Origin of the sequence: Streptosporangium sp. NBC_01810, from assembly GCF_035917355.1 — a bacterium.
GTDB lineage: Bacteria > Actinomycetota > Actinomycetes > Streptosporangiales > Streptosporangiaceae > Streptosporangium.
Genome location: NZ_CP109070.1, coordinates 2,814,280 through 2,833,738 on the forward strand (window position 1 = coordinate 2,814,280; position 19,459 = coordinate 2,833,738).

The 19,459-nt window shown below is 69.5% G+C and carries 20 protein-coding genes and 1 pseudogene; 9 read left to right on the forward strand and 12 right to left on the reverse strand.

All coding sequences use genetic code 11. From position 1 onward, the window contains the following. Positions 1–148 precede the first annotated feature (148 nt). Both OIE13_RS12640 and OIE13_RS12645 read left to right on the forward strand, forming a co-directional pair. Complete coding sequence (locus OIE13_RS12640) at positions 149–370, forward strand: hypothetical protein (protein WP_326830046.1); 222 nt, start codon at positions 149–151, stop codon at positions 368–370. Continuing rightward, positions 367–2,826, forward strand: coding sequence for a hypothetical protein (locus OIE13_RS12645; protein ID WP_326639949.1), 2,460 nt, complete (start codon positions 367–369; stop codon positions 2,824–2,826). Before OIE13_RS12640 ends, OIE13_RS12645 begins: the two co-directional genes overlap by 4 nt. A 27-nt stretch (positions 2,827–2,853) precedes the next feature. On the opposite strand, the gene OIE13_RS12650 is transcribed toward OIE13_RS12645, so the two are convergent. Both OIE13_RS12650 and OIE13_RS12655 read right to left on the reverse strand, forming a co-directional pair. Next, positions 2,854–3,216, reverse strand: a complete 363-nt coding sequence (locus tag OIE13_RS12650) for a hypothetical protein (protein WP_326647093.1) — start codon at positions 3,214–3,216, stop codon at positions 2,854–2,856. Positions 3,217–3,725: 509 nt separating this feature from the next. Beyond that, a pseudogene (locus OIE13_RS12655) lies at positions 3,726–4,064 on the reverse strand (group II intron maturase-specific domain-containing protein); the annotation flags it as partial. Positions 4,065–4,161: 97 nt separating this feature from the next. Here OIE13_RS12655 and OIE13_RS12660 point away from each other — a divergent pair. The 3 genes from OIE13_RS12660 (at position 4,162) to OIE13_RS12670 (ending at position 6,243) form a co-directional block, all read left to right on the forward strand. After that, complete coding sequence (locus OIE13_RS12660) at positions 4,162–4,293, forward strand: hypothetical protein (protein ID WP_326639948.1); 132 nt, start codon at positions 4,162–4,164, stop codon at positions 4,291–4,293. Positions 4,294–4,465: 172 nt separating this feature from the next. Continuing rightward, complete coding sequence (locus tag OIE13_RS12665; protein ID WP_326639946.1) at positions 4,466–5,041, forward strand: TetR/AcrR family transcriptional regulator; 576 nt, start codon at positions 4,466–4,468, stop codon at positions 5,039–5,041. Beyond that, complete coding sequence (locus OIE13_RS12670; RefSeq protein ID WP_326639944.1) at positions 5,038–6,243, forward strand: FAD-dependent monooxygenase; 1,206 nt, start codon at positions 5,038–5,040, stop codon at positions 6,241–6,243. The genes OIE13_RS12665 and OIE13_RS12670 overlap by 4 nt, the downstream gene beginning before the upstream one ends. Positions 6,244–6,466: 223 nt before the next feature. Here OIE13_RS12670 and OIE13_RS12675 read toward each other — a convergent pair whose 3' ends face one another. Next, the gene (locus OIE13_RS12675) at positions 6,467–7,171 is read right to left on the reverse strand and encodes a quinone oxidoreductase family protein (RefSeq protein WP_326639943.1); all 705 of its coding nucleotides are present in this window, start codon (positions 7,169–7,171) and stop codon (positions 6,467–6,469) included. A 131-nt stretch (positions 7,172–7,302) separates the two neighbouring features. Between OIE13_RS12675 and OIE13_RS12680 the strand changes: the two genes are divergently transcribed. After that, entirely contained in the window at positions 7,303–7,659 is a 357-nt protein-coding gene (locus OIE13_RS12680; protein WP_326830285.1) for a winged helix-turn-helix transcriptional regulator, read from the forward strand. Between the two features lie 472 nt (positions 7,660–8,131). Here the strand turns inward: OIE13_RS12680 and OIE13_RS12685 are convergent, their stop codons facing one another. Continuing rightward, positions 8,132–8,821 (reverse strand): ABC transporter ATP-binding protein, encoded by a 690-nt coding sequence (locus tag OIE13_RS12685; protein WP_326830047.1) that lies wholly within the window; start codon positions 8,819–8,821, stop codon positions 8,132–8,134. Continuing rightward, positions 8,818–9,885, reverse strand: a complete 1,068-nt coding sequence (locus OIE13_RS12690; RefSeq protein ID WP_442811593.1) for an FtsX-like permease family protein — start codon at positions 9,883–9,885, stop codon at positions 8,818–8,820. The genes OIE13_RS12685 and OIE13_RS12690 overlap by 4 nt, the downstream gene beginning before the upstream one ends. Before the next feature lie 179 nt (positions 9,886–10,064). Between OIE13_RS12690 and OIE13_RS12695 the strand changes: the two genes are divergently transcribed. The 3 genes from OIE13_RS12695 (at position 10,065) to OIE13_RS12705 (ending at position 12,317) form a co-directional block, all read left to right on the forward strand. After that, positions 10,065–11,267, forward strand: coding sequence for a sensor histidine kinase (locus tag OIE13_RS12695; RefSeq protein WP_326639935.1), 1,203 nt, complete (start codon positions 10,065–10,067; stop codon positions 11,265–11,267). After that, entirely contained in the window at positions 11,264–11,896 is a 633-nt protein-coding gene (locus tag OIE13_RS12700) for a response regulator transcription factor (RefSeq protein WP_326639933.1), read from the forward strand. The genes OIE13_RS12695 and OIE13_RS12700 overlap by 4 nt, the downstream gene beginning before the upstream one ends. Positions 11,897–12,158: 262 nt before the next feature. Then, positions 12,159–12,317 (forward strand): hypothetical protein, encoded by a 159-nt coding sequence (locus tag OIE13_RS12705; RefSeq protein ID WP_326639930.1) that lies wholly within the window; start codon positions 12,159–12,161, stop codon positions 12,315–12,317. Here the strand turns inward: OIE13_RS12705 and OIE13_RS12710 are convergent. The 7 genes from OIE13_RS12710 to OIE13_RS12740 form a co-directional block, all read right to left on the reverse strand. Beyond that, a complete protein-coding gene (locus OIE13_RS12710) occupies positions 12,314–12,589 on the reverse strand; it encodes a hypothetical protein (protein WP_326639928.1) in 276 nt (91 codons plus the stop codon). The genes OIE13_RS12705 and OIE13_RS12710 overlap by 4 nt on opposite strands. Positions 12,590–12,621: 32 nt before the next feature. Beyond that, the gene (locus tag OIE13_RS12715; protein ID WP_326639927.1) at positions 12,622–13,824 is read right to left on the reverse strand and encodes a cytochrome P450; all 1,203 of its coding nucleotides are present in this window, start codon (positions 13,822–13,824) and stop codon (positions 12,622–12,624) included. Between the two features lie 323 nt (positions 13,825–14,147). Then, on the reverse strand, positions 14,148–14,984 hold the full coding sequence (locus OIE13_RS12720; protein WP_326830048.1) for an ABC transporter permease: 837 nt from the start codon (positions 14,982–14,984) through the stop codon (positions 14,148–14,150). 5 nt (positions 14,985–14,989) lie between these two features. Next, the gene (locus OIE13_RS12725) at positions 14,990–15,961 is read right to left on the reverse strand and encodes an ATP-binding cassette domain-containing protein (protein ID WP_442811754.1); all 972 of its coding nucleotides are present in this window, start codon (positions 15,959–15,961) and stop codon (positions 14,990–14,992) included. A gap of 52 nt (positions 15,962–16,013) precedes the next feature. Further along, a complete protein-coding gene (locus OIE13_RS12730; RefSeq protein WP_326639924.1) occupies positions 16,014–16,862 on the reverse strand; it encodes a DUF4097 family beta strand repeat-containing protein in 849 nt (282 codons plus the stop codon). Between the two features lie 79 nt (positions 16,863–16,941). Beyond that, positions 16,942–17,484: a toxin-antitoxin system HicB family antitoxin gene (locus OIE13_RS12735; protein ID WP_326639922.1), complete on the reverse strand. Its 543-nt coding sequence runs from the start codon at positions 17,482–17,484 to the stop codon at positions 16,942–16,944. Positions 17,485–18,578: 1,094 nt separating this feature from the next. Further along, positions 18,579–19,400, reverse strand: coding sequence for an SDR family NAD(P)-dependent oxidoreductase (locus OIE13_RS12740; RefSeq protein WP_326639918.1), 822 nt, complete (start codon positions 19,398–19,400; stop codon positions 18,579–18,581). Positions 19,401–19,459: the final 59 nt, after the last annotated feature.

Consider the following 19,459-nt stretch of genomic DNA (forward strand, 5'->3'; position numbering starts at 1 on the left):
GCACAGGCCGGCGGGACGACGAGCGGCCCCACGCAACGGAAGATCCCGCAGCTCGCCTCGAAACCGACGTTCCCCGCCGCCGGTTCCCGGCCCCCGGCGAACGGCACGCTCGCGGGTCGCGCGGTCACAGGCGCCGCGGACGGTTCGGATGCGGCGGGCACAGGTGCCGCAGGTACCGGGGTTGCCGCAGGCGCTGTGGGCGCCGCAGGTACTGCGGGTGCGGCGGTCGCTGCGGGTGCTGGGGGCACGGCAAATGCCGCCAGTGCTGCGGGCACTGGCGGCGCTGCGGGGGCGGGTGCCGGGGGCGCGGGTGGCGGCGGCGGGAGAGGTGGTGGCGGGGGCGCGGGGGCCGGGGCGGGGGCTCCCGTGAAGCGCAGGATCGTGATCCAGGAGGACCCGGGGCTGTCGCCCATGCGGAGGGTGAAACTCGTTCCGCGCGTCAAGCTCGGCGACGGAGTGATCAAGGGCATCCGTTTCGGCCGCGCCCGGACGCCGTCGCCCTTCGGCGGCCCCATGGGCGATCACACCAGTTCGTGGGCGAGTGTGGTGGACTCCGTGCACGCCTCCCTGTACGGCAGATCCCTCCCCGACGCGTTGCAGAAACTCTCGGCCATGCAGGACGCCGTGCAGGAGTGGATGAACAGCGACACCTCAGAAGGCAGCAAGCTGTTCGACACCCTCGCCCCGGAGGACCAGGACAAGCGCGAGAAGGCCCTGGGGCACTACGCCGCCACGGTCAAGCGGCTGGTCGGAGAAGCGAAGCAGCACCTCGGGCAAGCGCCGCCGAACGACCCCGCGGCCCAGTCCGCTGCGCAGGCCGCGGCGGCGAAGCTCCTCGCCGACGCGGTCGGGCACCACCTCGCCTACGTGAACTTCCTGCCGTTCGCCACCGTCCGCGCCGGCAGCGACCGGGGATCGATCGGATCGGGCGAAGGGGAGGCCCGCGCCGCGGTGCTGGACGCGGAATTCGCCAGCGAGGAGAACCTGGACGAGGTCGAGGCCCAGAATCCCGGCCACGGAAGGCACCGCAACTGGCGGGATTCCCTGGTCACGCTGGGAACGCAGAGTCCCGATTTCGTGCTCCGCGCTGAGATCTGGAAGCTGTTCTCGCTGGAGGCGGCGGTGCGTGCGGCCGACCTGGAGCACGTCGTCGCACCGGAGCGGGCGAAGAAGACGGCGGAGAAGCTGGACGCCCTGAAGACCATGGGCGATGGTCTGGGGGATCTGGTCGACGTCCTCCTCGTCGAGGACGGAGTGAAGGGGCCGGACGGAAAGACTTCGAGGCGAACGAAGAAAAAGGACTTCACGTTCCCCGACGGAGGGGTGAAGATCACGCTGCCCGCCCGGACAGGGCAGGGGGCGACAGGGGTGCCGAACGGGCCGGAGGTGGTGGCGATCGGTTCCCTCCAAGATCTGGCGAGAGTGCTGGACAAGATCGAGGGTCGCGCCGTGGCACAGGTGCCGGATCGCAGCGGTGCCCCCGAGCTGTGGCAGATGCGGGTCCAGGTCACCGGGCTCACGAAGAAACTGCGCGGCATCATGGGCGAAGTGACGCCCGGTCTCTCCGACGAGCTGCGCGCGTTCAAGGACGGCATCAAAAGCACGGGCGACGACATGGCGGAGGAGTCCCGCCGCCTGCGGGAGGATCCCGACCGCACGCGGGAGGACCCCGCCCGGATGCTCGCGCACCTGCTGCACGACTTCCAGTCGATCGTGGTCCGCAGCTATCCCGGCGCGGCGTCCAAGGCCGGCTTCCTCGGTGGCAGCGCGGCGGATTCGGCCGTCAACGTGCTCAAGGAGCATCTGGATAAGGCGGGGCTCGCCGTGGAGCCGGCGATGCTGGACGCCTTCCTCGACAAGGTCAAGGAGTTCCACACCGAACTCGGCGAGCCCGAATACGCCGTGGACGCGCGCTGGATCGCCGAGGCCGGCGGCGGCGGCCTCCTCGTCGCGATCCGCAACGGCAAGCTCGAATTCGGGGGCAGGCCCGACGCTCCCGTCGGCATCGCCGGCATGGGGTCGCACACCACGTCGTGGGTGACCGAGTGTGCCGCCGTCGAGCAGTGGTTCAAGGAGAAGGGGGAGGCCGGGATCGGCGACCACCTGCGCAAGCAGGTCATCAAGGATCTCAAGGGCGAGCTGATGACCGACCTCGCCCCCCTGCTGCCCAACGACCAGCTCAGCGCCGACCAGCTCACGGACATCTTCGAGGCCGCCCGGGCGGCGCTGGAGGCCGAGGCCCCCGAGGACACGATCGAGGCATACCTGAGCTTCCGCAACCTTCTGCCCTACGCCACGGTGGACGCGGGCAACCGCGACGGCCAGGGAGAGCGGGCCACCGCGTCCAAGGGCGTGAACTTCGATGAGGAATCGCTGGAGGCCGCCATGGCGCTCAAGCAGGACGAGCTCGACAATCCCGGCACGGCCATCGCCGTGCTCCAGGCCGCGGCCACCTCCCTCAGGAACGTCGCCCCCGACCTGGCCGGCCCTGCGGCCCCGAAATGGCAGAAGGACTTCCTCGAAGCGGTCGACACCACGATCGCCGGGCTCGACCACATCGTGAGGAGGCTGAAGAACTCGGTGCCGCAGAAGGCGCCTGCGGCTCCGCCGACCGACCCGACCGGAAAGACGAAGAAGAAGGAGAAGGAGAAGACCAAGGCCGAGATGAAGAAGGAAAGGCTGGCCAGAAAGGCGAACGACGAGCCGCCGAGCGTCGATGACATCCTTCAGATGCGCGATGCGGAGCACAACGCGGTCTGGAAGGCGGGGCATCCGGGCAAGAAGACGACGCGGCCTGCCGGTGCCGCCGCGCAGAGCCCGCCCTGAGGCCCGTTCTCGTGCGGTGGGCGCGGCTCACCGCCTGAGGGGTTTGCGTTTCCGGAGATAGTCGGTGAGGCGGACGTCGGCCTCGAAGGCCAGGTCGGCGTCCGGTTCGGGGTCGAGCCAGAGTTCGGAGACGCGGTGCCAGGCGGGCGGTCCGAGGAAGGGGCCGGCGACGGGGTCGGGCCCCAGGGCCGGTCGTAGGGGCCGGTGTCTGGATGGCCGAACTCGCCGTCTTCGAGGAACACCTTCACGAGGCCGTGGCCGGTGGCGGAGAGTCTCGCGGGCCTCCCGGACCGCGGCGGGCAGGAGGTCGATCGTGGTCACGGCACCGTCTGTGCCGACGAGGACGTCCAGGAGCGCCGCGTTGCAGCCGGTGCCCGCACCGATCTCCAGGACCCGGTGAACCTGGCCCTCGCGCTGGCCGAGGACCGGTGCCGCGACATCGTCAAGAAGACCAAGGACGGCCTTGAGTCACCCGCCGCCAGGGCAAGGTCGGCGGGCGCCGTCCGGTCGTCGACGACGACAAACGCGCCGCGATCCTCGACCGCCAGCGGCGCGGGGAGTCCATCCGGACCATCGCCGCCGGGGTCAAGGTCTCCATCGGCACCGTCCACAAGACCCTCAAGGCAGCGGCCGAGGACAACCCCACCGACCGACCACAGCCACCTGCCGCATCGGAACGGCCAGTCACGTTAAAAGCCGCCCACCGAGCTCCTTAACGTGACTGGCCGTTCCATTGCTGCTCAAGCCCCGTCACTTGCTTCCCTCTAGATCACCCCTTACAGTTGGGTCGGGCCGCAGCGCCCTGCCGGGGTTGCCCCCAGTGGGTTTCTGCGACCCGCCCGCCGCACCCGACGTGCGCGTCTCCGCGCATCGGGCGCTCCACGTGTCTTGCCCGCTGGTCAGCCGCCAGCGTCGGCGGCTGCCGGCTTCGGGGTCCATGGGGTCGCGATGGCGCTGCCGCGGTAGCGGTAGCGGGTCACTGGGACGCTGGATGCGCCGGTGAACACGACTCCGTTGTGGGCGAACCTCCACCCCTTGTCGCAGAAGCGACGACGGAGTTCCCTCATGCTCAGCCCGGTCCTGCCCGCGTACTTGGCCCGTATCCAGCGCATCAACCGGCCCCACGCGTGGTGGTCGATCGAGCTGAACACGTCCTTGGACACTCCGTGCCGGAAGTAGTTCGCCCACCCCGCCATTGACCTGTTCAAACTGATGATCAGCTCGTCCAGGTCCAGGTGGAGGGTTGACCTGTACGTCTTAGGGCCTGTTCCAGGTTCAGATCACTGTTCGGTTGAACCGGCCATCTGATCACCCTCGGACTGGTAAACGTCTTGAGTGACGCGTGGCGATCCGACGGATTCCGGTCCCGGTGAGGATCTCCAGGTTGATGTCCCGGGCGTGCAGTTCGTCCTCCAGCAGCACGAGCAGTTCCTTGCCGCCGCCGAGAGCGGCGACATCGGCCAGTAGGTCATCCCCGGCTGAACCCGCCGCCCCGGCCACACCTGAACACGGACTCCACCCGTCTGAGCGCACCTTCACCCACGCGTGACCTGTCTGAACGCGATTCGACTTGAGCGTGGTCGGGGCGTGGTCTACGATCAGGGCAGTCGTACAGGGCGATCGCCCTAGTTTGGAGTGAATGATGGTCTCCCCAGCGGCCGAGCGCGGGCGCGCGGTTCGGGAACGGCTGATGAACGCGGCGGCGGAGCTCATCCCCGAACGCGGCTGGGCGGCGGTGAGCACCCGGATCCTCGCCGAGCGCGCCGGGGTGACGCCGAGCGTGGTGCACTATCATTTCCCTTCGCTGTCGAGCCTGCTGAACGAGGCCGCGACCAGCCGGATGCGGGAGTTGCTGGCCGGGCTGAACGATCTGCTGGAAAACACCCGGTCGCCTGCCGACGCGATCGAGACGATGCTCACGTCGGCCGAGGAGTACACCGGCGCCGATGCCACCTCGCTGCTGTTCATCGAGGCGTGTCTGGCGAGCGCCCGCGATGACGAACTGCGCGAGCGGATCGCCGGGCTGGTAGCTGAGTTCGGGCAGCGGTTCGGCGGGTGGCTGGAGCAGCACGGGGTGCCCGCCCCCTTCGAGACCGCCGCCGTGTTGGCGGCCTCCTTGGACGGCGTTCTGCTGCACCGCGGCCTGGGCCTGAAGGCGAACGCCCCCTCGGCGGTGCTGCGCAGGCTCGTTTCCACATCCTCCGGGGAGGAATGACAGTGCGAACAGTGATCTGCGGGGCCGGGATCAGCGGCCTGGCCCTGGCGCACCGGCTCGCCGCCCATGGCGGCGAGGTCGTGGTGATCGAGAGGGCCCCCGGGCCCCACCCCCAGGGATACATGATCGACTTCTTCGGTCCCGGGCTGGAGGCGGTCGAGGCCATGGGGCTGCTGCCCGCGTTCGAACGGGCGGCCTACCCCTATGACGAGGGGCACCTGGTCGATCGGAACGGTCGCCGCCGCGCCACCCTCCAGACCAAGAGCTTCTCGCGAGGCCCGTTGCTGAGCCTCATGCGCCCCGACATCGAGGCCGTGCTGCGGGAGAACCTTCCGGCCGAGGTCGAGCTGCGCTACGACACGGTGCTGACCGAGGTGGCCAACCGCACCGACGGCGTGGCGGTGACGCTGGAGGACGGCACCGTCTTCGACGCCGATCTGCTCGTGGGCGCCGACGGGATCCATTCGACCGTCCGCCGGCTGGTGTTCGGGCCGGAGGATCGCTACCTGCGCTACCTGGGTCTGCACACGGCGGCGTTCACCTTCGACGCGCCGGACGTGCACGCCGCCACCAAGCGCGCGTTCTGCCTCACCGACTCCGTCAACCGGCAGCTGGGCTTCTACGCTCTCCGCGACGGCCGCGTCGCCACGTTCGCGGTGCACCGCAGCGCCGACCCCACGATCCCGGACGACCCGCGGGTGGCGATCCAGCGGGCCTACACCGGCCTGGGCTGGGTGACGCCGCGCGCGCTGGAGCAGTGCCCGCCGGCCGAGGAAATCTACTACGACCAGGTCGCGCAGATCGAGCTTCCGGGGTGGAGCACCGGCCGGGTTGTCCTGCTCGGAGACGCCGCCTACGCCGTGTCGCTGCTCGCCGGGCAGGGCGCCTCGCTCGGCATCTCCGGCGCTTTCCTGCTCGCGGACCGGCTCGCGCACGCCCCGACCGTCGAGCGGGCCACCGCCGGGTTCGAGCGCCTGTGGCGGCCCGTGGTCGAGGAAAAGCAGCGCAACGCCCGGTCGATGGCCCGCTGGTTCCTGCCCTCCTCACCGACCGATCTACGGGTCCGGCGCGTGATGCTCGGGCTGACCCGGGTGCCCTTCGTCATGGGTTACGTGAACTCCATCCTCGCGGGCAAGAACACCAGGCTCGCCGACGTCATGCGCCAGGCCTCCGGCGCCGCGACCGAACCGGCGGTCCCGTAGCGCCACCGCTCCGGTCCACGGTTGGTCTTCCTCTCGCCGTGCTTCTTCACCGCCGGCGGATCACCGATTCCCAGCTGCTCGGCCAGGTAGTCCACCACCGGCCACGGCACCGCCAAAGGATCTTCCTGGATTCCTCAGCCCCGTACACCGCGGCGACGTCGGCGACGTCGGCGACCTAAACTCACTGCCTGTCCAGGGTATGCGCCAGGTGTGATCCGAGGGGTTATGGCGTGAGGACCGTCTTGCCGATGGTGGTGCGTTCTTCGAACGCTTTGTGTGCGGTGGCGGCCTGGGCCAGCGGAAGGGTGGCGCCTGCCGCCTCCCGTACGCGCTCGCGCCAATCCGGTGTGCTGTAGTCGATCGCCGCGTCCGCGCCGAGTCGCTTGGCCACGTCCAGCTTCTGTTCGCCTCGGGCGACGGCGATCACCCTCGTGCCGGCGTGTTTGGCCAGTTGTACCAGTAGACTGCCGACGCCGCCCGCGGCGGCCTCGACCAGCACCGTCTCTCCTGGCCGGAGGGCTGCCGCCTCGGCCACCCCGACCGCGGTCGTCCCCTGCCCGAGCAGAGCCAGGGTCGTGTGGTCGTCCAGCGTGCCGGGCCGCGACAGGGCCACCGCCGGAAGGACCGCCTTCTCGGCGTAGCCGCCGCCTGCGGTGGCGCCGACTACCTGCCGGCCGATCTGTACGGGGTCGACATCCGGGCCGACGGCGATCACCGTGCCCGCCACTTCGAAACCCGGCGAGTACGGCAGCGGGAGGTCGGCGAGCACCGATCGCATCAGGCCGGCCCGTATCTGGATGTCGGCGAAGCCGATCCCGGCTGCGGTGACCCGCACCGGGATCTCGCCGGGGCCGGGCTCTGGGTCGGGAACCTCGTCCACCTGCAGCACGTCGGGGGGACCGTATTCATGGAACCGAACAGCACGCATTGATGGTCCTTCGCATCGGGGAGATGTGATGCGGCGGATGCACCGCCATCGCGAAGGTATCGATGAGATACTGGTTACTTCAAAGGTATCTAACTACCGTGAGGGTACTTATGGATCCGCTCGCCCCGGACATGTTCGACCCGGCCTGCCCGAGCAGCATCACGCCGATCCGGATCGGCGACAAATGGTCAGCGGGGGTCATCCAATGCCTGGAACAGGGGCCACGACGGTTTTCTGAGATCCGTGTCCCGCTCCGAAATGCCACGCCCAAGGTGCTCACTCAGACTCTCCGTGCCCTTGAACGCGACGGGATGATCACTCGCACCGTTTATGCCGAGGTCCCGCCACGAGTGGAGTACGAGCTGACCCCGCTGGGGCGTACCCTGCTCGACCTCATCGCCGCCTGTTGGCACTGGGCAGAGGAGAACATGTCCACTCTCCTCGCGGCCCGTGATGCCTACGAGAACACCATTACCGACGCCGTCTGATCGAACCAGCACAGCGCGCCGCACGGCCCCGCAAGCAGCTTCCGCCGGACACCTGCGACCGGGAATGCCGCTTCATTATCCGCCACGGTGTCCGTTAGAGGATCCCTCAACGAGACAACCCGGGCAGCCGTCGCGCGAGGACGCGGCCTGCGGGAACGTCATCTCATATAGCCGGCCCGCTCGGTCCCGGACGCCCGCGACATCGGCGACACCCTCGTCGCCCGGGGTGTCCGCCTCTCGCCTGGCGGGAGCATCTACGACCCCGCGGACCCGATGTCGAAGATGTTCTTCAACTCTTGAGAGGGGGCGATCGCGGTGGAATGATCACTCGTGCTCTTTCGCCTGGCCTACCTGACCGTGGAGTCCTCCACGAGTACTCACGTGCCGTTCGAACTGCACGGATGCAATTTCGAGCCGGACTGTCTTGTCCTGGACCGGTTGCCGTGTGTGGCCGGCGTGGGCCGGGATCGTGTCAGCCGAGGTGGGCGGCGGCTCCTGCGGTGAGGTTGCCGTCGGTCATGGTCAGCACGCTGTCCACCATGGCGAGCGTGGCCAGGTCGTGGGTGACCATGACGGTGGCCACGCCGTTCTGCTTGGTCAGACCGGCCAGCAGAGAGACGATCTGCTCGCCGCGCCGGTGGTCGAGGGCACTGGTGGGCTCGTCGACCAGTAGTACCTCGGGTTCGTTCATCAGCGCGCGGGCGATGTTCACCCGCTGCCGCTCGCCGCCGGAGAGTTGGTGCGGCCTCTTGTCCTGCTTGCCCGCCAGGTCTACGGCCACCAGGAGTTCGCGCGCCCGCTTGGTGGCCTGCCGTGTCGAGCGGCCGGCCAGATCGGCCATGACCAGGAGCTGGTCCAGGACGGTGAGCGAGGCCAGCAGGTTGGGCTGCTGGAAAACGATGCCGATGTGATCGCGCCGGATGCGGGTCCGGTCGGCCGGGCTCGCGCCGGACACGTCGTACCCGGCCACGGTCACCGTGCCGGACTCGGGGGTGAGGAGGGTGGCGGCGACGGCGAGCAGGCTGGACTTGCCCGATCCGGACGGGCCGACGACGGCGGTGAACTCGCCGGGGGCCACCGAGAGGCTGACGTGGTCGAGCGCGGTGAGCGTGCGGTCGCCGTCGGGGTAGGTCAGGATGATGTCGGTGAGTTCGAGGGTCATCGGGAGGCTCCCAGCGCGGTCAGCGGGTCGACAGAGGTGATCTTGCGGATGGCCAGTGCCGCGCCCAGCGCGCCGAGCAGGATCATCACGGCGACGGGAACGACGGTGGTGGCCGCCGACAGGACGAACGGGACGGTGCCCTCGGCCAGCGATCCGAGCCCGGCGCTGAGAACGCCGCCGAGCCCCGCGCCGAGCAGCAGTACGATCACGGCCTGGGCGAGGGCGTCGCGTAGCAGGTAGCCGGTGCTCGCGCCGAGCGCCTTGAGCACGGCGACGTCACCGGCCCGCTGGATCGTCCACACCGTGAAGAACGCGCCGATGACCAGTGCCGAGATGGCGAACAGGAAGCCGCGCATGAGCTGCAGCGAGCCGTTCTCGGAGGAGAAGGAACCAATCGCGGCCGGCGCGTCGGCCAGTGAAACGGTGGTGGTGTTCAGGCGCCCGTCGGTCGTGGAGAAGTCCGGCTCTCCGGTGGTGCGCAGGGCCAGGACGGTGGCGACCGTGTCGGCGCCGCTCTGGCGGCCCATCCACTCCCAGTCGCCGATACCGATCCACGCGACCGGCACGTGGCTGTAGGCGGCCGCGGCCGCAGTGCCGGCGACGGTGAAGTCGCGGCCGAAGATCTGCACCTTGTCCCCGGCGGCCAGCCCGCTGTCGTCGGCCAGGCCGGAGGAGAGCACGACCTTGCCTGCGCCGAGGGCGCCGCCCAACGGTCCGGCCAGGTCGCCGCCGGGCTCGACACCGAACACTGCGGCGCCTGTGCTGTCTTGCCCGGAGGCGATCCTCCCCATCGTGATCCCGAGCCGCTCGGCGGTGACGACGCCGTCCGCCGTGCGCCACTCCTGCCAGGTCTTCTCCGTGATCCGGCTGTCGGAGAAGGACGGCTTCTCGGTGCGGGAGAAGACGATCCGGTCGGCGCGCAGTCCGCTGACGGCCGAGATGTTGTCTTGGGCCAGCCCGGCGGTCAGGCCGGACAGCATGGTCACCAAGAGCGTGATGAGCAGGACGACGGTACCCATCAGGGCGAACCGTCCTTTGGCGAAACGCAGGTCTCTGAGCGCCACGAACACAGGCGATCCCCCCGTTGGATGTGGGTCGATCTGGACGCCTTCCAGACTCCAGGAACGGGTGTTTCCGGCACATCGTGAAAACGGGCGGCGCGGGCGCCTTCTTTTGGTCGGCCGGAAATCAACCTTTTGAAGGATGCATCCCATCGAACCCCTTCACCTACTCTGGGGGAGAAATGATGGACTTCCCGTTCCCGCCGACGCTCAAGCTGCTCAGGTGGGCCATTCACGGCACCTTCGCGGTCCTGCTGGCGATCGCCGTCGCCGGGGCCGCACACGAGGGCCACGCCGCCGTCGCGACCTGCGGTGTCCTGCTCGGCGTGCTGTACGCGGCAGGAATCGTCATCGAAGGACGGCTCCCGCGCTTCGGCGGCCCCGCGCATCTGCTGCTGGGACGCATCTGGCTGCTGATCGTCACGCTCGGCTGGGCCGCGCTGGCCCTGAACTCACCGCTTTTCGTATGGCTGGCCTTCCCGCTCTTCTTCGCCTACCTGCACGTGCTGCCCCTGATGGTCGCGCTGCCCGGCGTCGCGGCGCTCAGCGTCGCGGCGATCGCCACAGCCGGCCGGCATACGGGCGGGGTGAGCGCGCCCCAGGTGATCGGGCCGTCCATCGGCGCGGCGGTGGCCACGCTCATGGGACTGGTCTACAAGGCGCTCTACAGCGAGAGCGAGCAGCGCCGCCTGCTGATCGACGACCTGGTCCGCACCAGAGGCATGCTCATGCAGGCGGAGGCCGACACGGCCCGCCTGGCCGAGCGGGAACGCCTGGCCAGGGAGATCCACGACACCCTCGCCCAGGGCATGTCCAGCATCATCCTGCTGCTGCGCGCAGCCCGCCGCGATCTTGCCACCCGGCCCGGGGACGCCGAGCAGCGGATCGCCGAGGCCGAGCACGCCGCCCAGGACAACCTGGAGGAGGCACGCAACTTCGTCCGTGCCCTGGCACCCCCCGCGCTGCAGCACTCCTCGCTGACCGCCGCTCTGCGCAGGATCAGCGCCTCAGCCGCCGCGGGCACCCCCACCCGGGTCGGGTTCGAGATGTCGGGCACGCCGGTGCCGCTGTCCGCCGACTACGACCTGGCGCTGCTGCGCATCGCCCAGGGGGCGCTGGGCAACGTCAGCCGCCACGCGCAGGCCGCGCATGCCACCGTGACGCTCACCTACCTGGACGACATGATCGTGCTGGACATCGTCGACGACGGCTGCGGCTTCGTCCCGGCGCAGGCCCCCGCCGAGACCGCGAGCACCGGCTACGGTCTGCGCACCATGCACGACCGGGCAAGGGCGTTGGGCGGCAGCCTCACCATCGAGTCCGCCCCGGGAGAGGGCACCGCGGTCGCCGCCACACTGCCGCTGCCCGAAGGGGCGGCCCGGTGACAGCGCCGATCAGGATCCTGCTGGTGGACGATCACCCCGTAGTGCGCTCGGGCATCCGTGCCATGCTCGCCGGACAGCCCGACTTCGAGCTGGTCGGGGAGGCGGCCACGGGCGAGGACGGCGTGGAGGCGGCACGTGCCCTCGCACCCGACGTCGTCTTGATGGACCTTCAGTTCGGGACGGGCATCCACGGCAGCGAGGCGACCCGGCGAATCGTCGCGCTCGGCGGTCCCCGCGTCCTGGTGCTCACCACCTTCGACACCGACGCCGACATCGTGGCGGCCGTCGAGGCGGGCGCCACCGGCTACCTGCTCAAGGACGCCCCCTCCGACGACCTGCACGCCGCGATCCGCTCGTCCGCCACGGGCACCAGCGCGCTGGCCCCCAGCGTCGCCTCGCGGCTGCTGGGCCGGGTCCGCACCCCGGCCACCACGCTCAGCCCAAGAGAACTGGAGGTGCTCGGCCACGTCGCGGCCGGCCTGTCCAACCGGCAGATCGGCAAGCAGATGTTCCTGAGCGAGACCACTGTCAAGACCCACCTCGTGCACATCTACGCCAAGCTCGGCGTCGACTCCCGCACCTCGGCGGTGGCCGCCGCCACCAGAAAGGGGCTCATCCGCCCGGCGTGATCTCACCGTCCCACGCCGCTTGACCGCCGGCGCAAGCGCCCCGGCGCCCGGCCGGGCCGAGTTCGTGGCGGAGGGCGGAGCGGCAGTCCGGCCGTTCCTGGTGACCTTCACCGGGCCCGGGAGCGGTGCGCCCCAGGGTGGTGACGGCCAGAAGCAGGTCCTGGAACTCAGCACGCTTCCGGGTGTCGAGAATGTGGCGCCGGCTCCGTCCCAGGGACACCAGCGGCCACGACAGGCCGCGCGGCGAAGAAGGAGAACCACCATGATCGAACGGATGGACCACGTGGGCATCGTCGCCGACCTGCGAGCCCGCGGCGCGGAACTCGTGGGCGAGCTGGAGCGCTACGAGGACAGCTACCGGCTCTGCTACGTCCGCGGCCCGGCGAGGATCATCGTCGAACTGGCGGAGCAGATCAGCTAACGGTCCGTCGCGGCCGACCTGCGACCAACCAGAGCGATCCGACTCGCGTTCCGCACTCGGATCCTCTTGCGGGAGGCCGGTGTGGCGCCCCGCAGCAGCCGCATGGTTACTCGAACCGGCCGTCGGAGCGGCTTCACCCACACCGACTCCCCCAGCAGGGTGCGGCAGTCCACCAGGGCGCCGACACCGGACACCACCACAAGCCCGATCATGAGGGCCACGTGCGCCATCAGCGGGCGGCGCCATTCCCGCCATGGCCTCGACACACTCATCGTCTCCCCCGGCATCGAACGATTCCGGGCGGCTATTCCACGTCCCAGGTGACCGGGAGGCTCTTGATCCCGTAGATGTCCGCGGTCTCCGGGCGCAGGTCAACCTCATCGGCAGGTACGGCCAGGCGCAGCGTGGGGAAGCGGGTGAGCAGCGCGGGGAAGGCGACCCGCATCTCGACGCGGGCCAGTTGCTGACCCAGGCACTGGTGGATGCCGTGGCCGAAGGCCAGGTGCCCGCCGTCCTGCCTTCGGAGGTCGAGCACGTGGGGATCGGCGAAGCGCTCGGGGTCGCGGTTGGCGGTGTTGTACGACAGGATGACCGCCGTACCGGCCTCGATGGTCCGGCCGCCCAACTCGACGTCCTCCAGCGCCGTCCTCATGAACGTCTTGGCGACGCTCAGATACCGCAGCAGCTCCTCTACGGCCCGGTCGGCGAGCGCGGGATCGGCGCGCAGCGCGGCCAGTTGCGCCGGGTTGCGCAGCAGGGCGAAAGTGCCCAGCGCCAGCATGTTCGCGGTGGTGTCGAGCCCGGCCGCCAGCAGGATCAGGGCGACCCCCCTCAGCTCCTCGTCGGTCAGGTCGCTGTCGGTGAGGTCACTGAGCACGTCGTCGGTGGGGTTCGCGCGCTTGGCGACCACCAGCTCCGCGAGGTAGTTCTGGGTCGCGGTGTAGGCCGCTATCAGGTCCTCGTCGCTTGTCTCCCCGCTGAGGAACGAGTCGACCTGCTCCTGGAAGGAGCCCCGGTCCTGGTACGGCACCCCCAGCAGCTCACAGATCATGATGGCGGGGATCGGCTTGGCGAACGCGGTCACCAGGTCCGCCGGCGACCCGGCCTTCTCCATGGCGTCCAGGTGGTCGGCGGTGATCTGCTCGACGCGCTCGGTGAGCTGTCGCATCCGCCGTACGGTGAACTTGCCCACCAGCGGTTTCCGATAGCGCCCGTGCTGTGGCTCGTCCATGAGGAGGAACTCGCCGGGCGGCGCCGGAGGGACCTCGATGTCGCCTAGGTCGATGGTCGGGTGGTGGCGCATGAGCTCCTTGCGCGAGCTGAACCGCGAGTCGGCCAGGGCCGACCGGACCAGGTCGTATCCGGTGATCAGCCAGCCCTGGTGTCCGTCGGGGAAGGGGTAGCGGCTGATTGGGCCGTGCTCGCGGGCCTGGATCAGCTCCTTGGGCGGGTCAAAGGGACAGCCGGGCTGACGCGCGGTCGGCAGCGTGGTGACGGTGTGTTCCATGGTCATTCCTCTCATCGACCTAGGTTGAAGTCGCGATATTACGTGTTTGTCGTGGCTCGAAAGATACGTTGCATTTAGAATTTCCGCCAACCACAGGAAGTGCATTCAGACAGATAATTAGCGCTGATTAAGGCAATGATGCTGCGTGCGAATGCAATGTTGCGTTGCAATGAGCTTGGCAGCGCGAGCGCAGCGGGCAGCCGGTTTGCCCTCCCCGTTCCTGTGGCGGATCGAACGGACAGCCCTCGGGGCGGGTGACGGGCAGCGAGTCGACCGGCGAAACCTGTTGGTGCTGCATCGTTTCTCCTTGGCCCAGGTGCGGCTTAGCGGGTGGACTCGCGGTTGAACAGCCTCTTCGACCACAGGTAGCCGCCGAGCGCGATGACGACGCACCAGCCGACCGCGATGACGGCGTTGTTCCCGATCGGGGTGCCCATCAGCAGGCCGCGCAGGGTCTCGATGAGCGGCGTGAACGGCTGGTACTCGGCGAACCAGCGCAGCACGGTGGGCATCGAGTCGGTCGGGACGAACCCGCTGCCCAGGAACGGCAGCAGCAGCAGCGGCATACCGACGTTGCTTGAGGACTCGACGGTCTTGCTGGCCAGGCCGAACGCGACCGACAACCAGATGAAGGCGAAGGCCATCATCACCAGGACGCCGATGAGGGCGAGCCAGTCGCCGGGCCCCGCCGACGGCCGAAAGCCGATGAGCAGCGCGACGCCGATGACCGCCGCGATGCTGAGCATCGTCTGGATGAGGCTGCCGATGACGTGTCCGGTCAGGACGGACACCCGGGCGATGGCCATGGTGCGAAACCGGTCGACGATGCCCTCGGTCATGTCCATGGCGATCGAGATGGTGGTGCCCTGGACCGCGGCGGTGATCGTCATCAGGATGATCGCGGGGGTGACGTAGTTGACGTACTGCGCACGTCCGCCGGAGCCGCCGGAGACGCCGCCGAGTCCGGCGCCGAGGGTGCCGCCGAAGACGTAGACGAACAGCAGCAGGAAGACGATCGGCATGCCGATGAGCATCAGTGTCATGGACGGGTAGCGCATCATGCGCTTGAGGTTGCGGCGAAGCATCGTCGCCGAGTCGCTCAGGGTGTGCGACACAGTGCTCGCAGTGCTCGCAGTGCTCGCAGTGCTCGCAGTGCTCATGGTGCTCATGGTGTGGTCACCTTCTCCTGGTTGCCGGTGAGAGCGAGGAAGACGTCGTCGAGGTCGGGGGTGTGCACGCTCAGCGAGTCGACCTTGACCGCGTTGTGGTCGAGCCGGTCCAGCAGCGCCTTCAGCGATTTGAGGCTGCCGTCGTGCGGTACGCGCAGGGCGAGCGTGTCGCTGTCGCGGGAGGACTGGCCCACGGCGCGCGCGGCGGATTCGAGGTCGCGCTCGTCGGTGAACCGCAGCAGGACGTGGCCGCCGGGGATGCGCCGCTTGAGCTCGTCCGCGGTGCCCTCGGCGACGATCTTCCCGTGGTCGAGCACCGCGATCCGGTCGGCGAGCTCGTCGGCCTCCTCCAGGTACTGGGTGGTGAGGAAGATGGTGACGCCATCGGCCACGAGTTCTCGCACGATCTGCCACATGGCGCGGCGGCTGCGCGGGTCCAGCCCGGTGGTCGGCTCGTCGAGGAAGATCACCTGTGGTGAGCCGACCAGTGTCATCGCCAGATCGAGCCGCCGCCGCATCCCGCCGGAGTAGGTCGCCGCCGTCTTTTTGGCCGCGTCGACGAGGTCGAACTGCTGGAGCAGCCGGGCGGTCTTGTGCCTGCCGGCCTTGCGGCCGAGGTGGTGCAGGTCGGCCATCAGGGTCAGGTTCTCCTGACCGGTCAGCAGGTTGTCGACCGCGGAGAACTGGCCGGTGACGCCGATCGCGGCACGCACCGCGTCCGGCTCGGCCGACAGGTCGTGGCCGGCGATCCGCGCGCTGCCCGCGTCGGCGCGGATCAGGGTGGACAAGATCTTGACGGTGGTGGTCTTGCCGGCGCCGTTGGCGCCGAGCAACGAGAAGACGGTGCCATGCGGAACGTTCAGGTCGATGCCGTCGAGCACGACGTGGTCGCCGTAGGAGCGGCGCAGGCCGGTCGCCGTGATCGCGGATGGGGATGGCTGGGATGGCCGGGATGGCCGGGATGGCATGGTCATGAGAGGCCCCCTTTTTCGGGATCTGGTCGGGAAGGGCGGGATCCGGTCAGGAACGGCGGACGGTGATGTCGCCGAACGAGGTGCGCGCGCGTACCTCGACGCTCTGCTCGGAGGTCTGCGGTGCGTGGCCGAGAGCCTCCAGCGCGTTCTCCACCCGCCCGTGCGCGGTGTTCAGGTCGAGCCAGGCGGCGGTGCCGGCGGCGATGCCGATGTCGAGGTGGCCGGTCGCGGTGTTCAGCGTGACGGTGCCGCGCCTGACCTGGCCGAGGCGGATGCCTCCGTTGGAGGTTCTGGCCTCCACCGTGGCCTCGGCCCGGTCGACGCGGATGTCGCCGTTGGCCGAGCGCACCTGCAGGTCGCCGGTGACGGTGGCGAGGTCGGTGTTGCCGTTGGAGTTCTTGATGACGGCGCTGCCGTCGATCTCGCCGATGTGCACGCGCCCGGTGCCGGTGGAGACCTCGGCGTTGCCCGCGATGGCCTCGACGGTGATGTCGCCGCCGGAGGTGCTCAGTCGAAGCGGCCCGGTCCGCTCCAGGCGGAAATGCCCGACCGAGGCCTTGAGTCGGCACTCTCCCAGCGTGCCGATGCCGCGCAGGTCGGCGACCGACAGGTCGGCGTGCACGTGCGAGCCGGCGGGAAGTTCGATCAGCACGTCGACCGACCTGGTCTTCTTGGAGAGGTCGAGGATGCGGGCCTTGGGCCCGCGGATCGTCAGGGTGCCGTTGGCGTACTCGACGCGTGTCTTGTGCGCGGCGTCCACGTCGGAGTCGTCGCCGGCGTCGCTGGGCCGTACCTCGACGACGGTGTCGCTCCGGTCGCCGGCGATGATCTGCACGTCGCCGACGGAGAGTTCGATCGTGGCGGAGATCGGTTCGGGTGTGGCGAAAACAGGCATGGCTATCCCCTTGGAATGGGTCAGAGGAACATTTCCGCTGGTCGCAGGTGTGTGAGGAAAGTGGTTGTGTCGGGGTGGGTTAGCGGGCCCAGCCGGTGTAGCGCTGCGCGCTGCGTTTGCCGCGCGGTCCGGAGCCGTGGTCGCGCTCGGGGGCGTGCGGCGCGGCGCGCAGCGCGGTCGAGGCGGCCCGGACCAGCCAGGCGTTGAGCGAGCGGCCTTCCTTGCCCGCGGCCTCCTCGATCGCGGCCTTGAGCTGTTCGGGGAGGCGGACGTTGATCCGGGCCACGGGGCCGTCCTCGAAGCTCGCCGCGGCGTCGTCGGCTGAGACCGCGCCCGACACCGCGCCCGGCTCCGGGGTGTCGTGGAGGGGCTGCTGCGTCTGCCGGGCCGTCACGACGAAGTTCGGGTCACGTCCGCGCAGGTGGACCTGGACCGAGCCGGGGGCCAGGTCTCGGGTGATCTCGTCGGCGGCCGCCGACAATGCCTCGAGCAGGGTGAGCCGGATCGCCGACTCCATCGACACGGTCAGCCGCTCGATCAGCGCGCCGGCGTCGCCGTCGCCGGTCTCGGCGGCGGTCAGCAGTTCGCGGCCGAGGGAGGCCACGTACGGGGTCAGGTCCATGGCATCATTATGGCACAGTGTGATGCCATCATCAAGCCATATTGGCTCAGATTGGCATCACTCTGGCTCAGGCTGGATGTTCAGCCGATCACGACACGACAGACCGACTCCGGAACTCGCACGTCAGAGGGTGCGCTCGGCGCGCCGATACCCTTCCGACGCGCGGGGCGGAGCCGAAGCCCTTCCGGATCACAGCCGCATTCATCCCGTCCTGGTTCCCGGTCGCCGCAAGATCACGCGCCCCGCGAGCGCTCATCAGCAGTGATCGCCTCGCCGGGCCTCGCGTCCACGGACATGGTGTACGAGCATCCGAATCCGGTAAGCCGGTCACGGTGGAAAAGCGCGGCGTCGTCCGTGGTGAAAAGCGCGGCGAGGGTGGTGGAGTGGCCCCAGACCGCCCATCGGTACGGGTCCGCCGCGGTGCGGAAGGATCCGGGGCCGCTCCTCGCCGCCGCCTCGCGCGGGGCTCTCGCCGTGCGGGGCTCTCGCCGTGCGGGGTACGAAGGTCCGCGGGGCGTCCGGTCACGGGCCGCCCCCGGCCGGGTGCGGGGACGAACCGGGCCTTCCACCACGAAAAGCGGCCCACCCAGGGGGGCGGCAGTGGCCTTCCTTGATCTGGGTGAATCCGCACGCCCCCAGCGTGCCAACTCATCCAGATCATGGAAAATCCCCGATCGTCACCACCACGGCCCCGCCTCCACGCCCGCCATGACCCGCTTTGCCCCCTCCCGGAGCTCCACCGGCCCGCCCCCGGTCACCCACACCCGCCCAACGCCCGCCACCACCCCGCACGATGCGATACCGGTGAGCGGCCCCCAACCACTCCACCACCCTCGCCGCGCTTTTCCCCACGGACGACGCCGCGCTTTTCAACGGCGATCAGCCAGGCGCGACGCAGGTACCGATCTCAAACACTCGTACACCACCTGCGCGGACGCGACCGTTTCCCCTCAGTCCAGCCAGTAGGTGGCTACACGGTCGGCTTGGAGCCTGCGCTCGGCGACGTGGGGGCGTGGGGGCGGTGACGCGCAGGCCGGGCCCGGGAGTGGCAACCGCCCGGCCCCGCGTCAGGGCAGGGCCAGGTGCGGTTCCGGTCAGCCTGGGGCCTTGCGGCTGAGCTCTTCCCATGCCTGGTAGAGCTCGGCTCTGGCCCGGTCCAGTTCCTGGACCTGGTCGTAGGACCGGCCGCCGACGATGAGCCGCCGGGGCGGTTCCGGCAGCGCGGCCAGTTCCATGATGACGGGGGCGGCCGTGCTCGGAGCCGGCCCGGTCTCCTCGCCCCACATCTCGGCCAGCTCGGCGCGCAGGGGATCGTAGTGCGGGAGGGCCTCGGTCTCCGTGGTGCCCTTGGTGAACAGGCCGGTGTCGTAGCCGCCCATCTCCACGATGGTGACCTTGATGCCGAACCGCTCGACCTCCATCGCCAGCGCCTCGCTGACCGAATCGAGCGCCACCTTGCCGGCACCGTAGAAGCCGACGGACGCCATGCCGCCGGCGGCGCCCATCGAGGTGACCTGCAGGATGCGGCCGGAGCCCTGCGCGCGCAGGTGGGGCAGGACGGCCTGGGCCACCCAGACGGCGCCGAAGAAGTTGACGTCCAGATGCGCCCGGATCTGCTCTTCCGTGGCCTCCTCCACCATCCCGTAGAGCAGTCCGCCGGCATTGTTGACCACGACGTCGAGCCGGCCGAAGATGGCGACCGCGCGGTCCACACCGTCGAACACGGCCCGGCGGTCGGAGACGTCCAGCGGGAGCCGGACGAGAGCATCCGGGTACTCGCCGGCCAGGGCCGCGAGCGGCTCGACATTGCGGGCCGCGGCCACGACACGGTCCCCGGCGGCCAAGGCCGCCTCGGTGAACGCCCTGCCCAGGCCCCGTGAAGCGCCGGTGACGAACCAGACTCTGGCGGTCGTCATGGAATCCCACCTCCTAAAACGAGACGGTACGTCTCGGTTCGCTCCAGTCTGCAAGGCGG

Excerpts from the sequence above, each read along its gene's own strand:
- OIE13_RS12720 (WP_326830048.1), bottom strand. The coding sequence starts at position 14,984 with ATGAGCACTGCGAGCACTGCGAGCACTGCGAGCACTGCGAGCACTGTG.
- OIE13_RS12675 (WP_326639943.1), bottom strand. The coding sequence starts at position 7,171 with ATGCGTGCTGTTCGGTTCCATGAATACGGTCCCCCCGACGTGCTGCAG.
- OIE13_RS12670 (WP_326639944.1), top strand. The coding sequence starts at position 5,038 with ATGACAGTGCGAACAGTGATCTGCGGGGCCGGGATCAGCGGCCTGGCC.
- OIE13_RS12695 (WP_326639935.1), top strand. The coding sequence starts at position 10,065 with ATGATGGACTTCCCGTTCCCGCCGACGCTCAAGCTGCTCAGGTGGGCC.
- OIE13_RS12685 (WP_326830047.1), bottom strand. The coding sequence starts at position 8,821 with ATGACCCTCGAACTCACCGACATCATCCTGACCTACCCCGACGGCGAC.
- OIE13_RS12705 (WP_326639930.1), top strand. The coding sequence starts at position 12,159 with ATGATCGAACGGATGGACCACGTGGGCATCGTCGCCGACCTGCGAGCC.
- OIE13_RS12715 (WP_326639927.1), bottom strand. The coding sequence starts at position 13,824 with ATGGAACACACCGTCACCACGCTGCCGACCGCGCGTCAGCCCGGCTGT.
- OIE13_RS12740 (WP_326639918.1), bottom strand. The coding sequence starts at position 19,400 with ATGACGACCGCCAGAGTCTGGTTCGTCACCGGCGCTTCACGGGGCCTG.
- OIE13_RS12680 (WP_326830285.1), top strand. The coding sequence starts at position 7,303 with ATGTTCGACCCGGCCTGCCCGAGCAGCATCACGCCGATCCGGATCGGC.
- OIE13_RS12710 (WP_326639928.1), bottom strand. The coding sequence starts at position 12,589 with ATGAGTGTGTCGAGGCCATGGCGGGAATGGCGCCGCCCGCTGATGGCG.
- OIE13_RS12735 (WP_326639922.1), bottom strand. The coding sequence starts at position 17,484 with ATGGACCTGACCCCGTACGTGGCCTCCCTCGGCCGCGAACTGCTGACC.
- OIE13_RS12725 (WP_442811754.1), bottom strand. The coding sequence starts at position 15,961 with ATGCCATCCCGGCCATCCCGGCCATCCCAGCCATCCCCATCCGCGATC.
- OIE13_RS12665 (WP_326639946.1), top strand. The coding sequence starts at position 4,466 with ATGATGGTCTCCCCAGCGGCCGAGCGCGGGCGCGCGGTTCGGGAACGG.
- OIE13_RS12730 (WP_326639924.1), bottom strand. The coding sequence starts at position 16,862 with ATGCCTGTTTTCGCCACACCCGAACCGATCTCCGCCACGATCGAACTC.
- OIE13_RS12640 (WP_326830046.1), top strand. The coding sequence starts at position 149 with ATGCGGCGGGCACAGGTGCCGCAGGTACCGGGGTTGCCGCAGGCGCTG.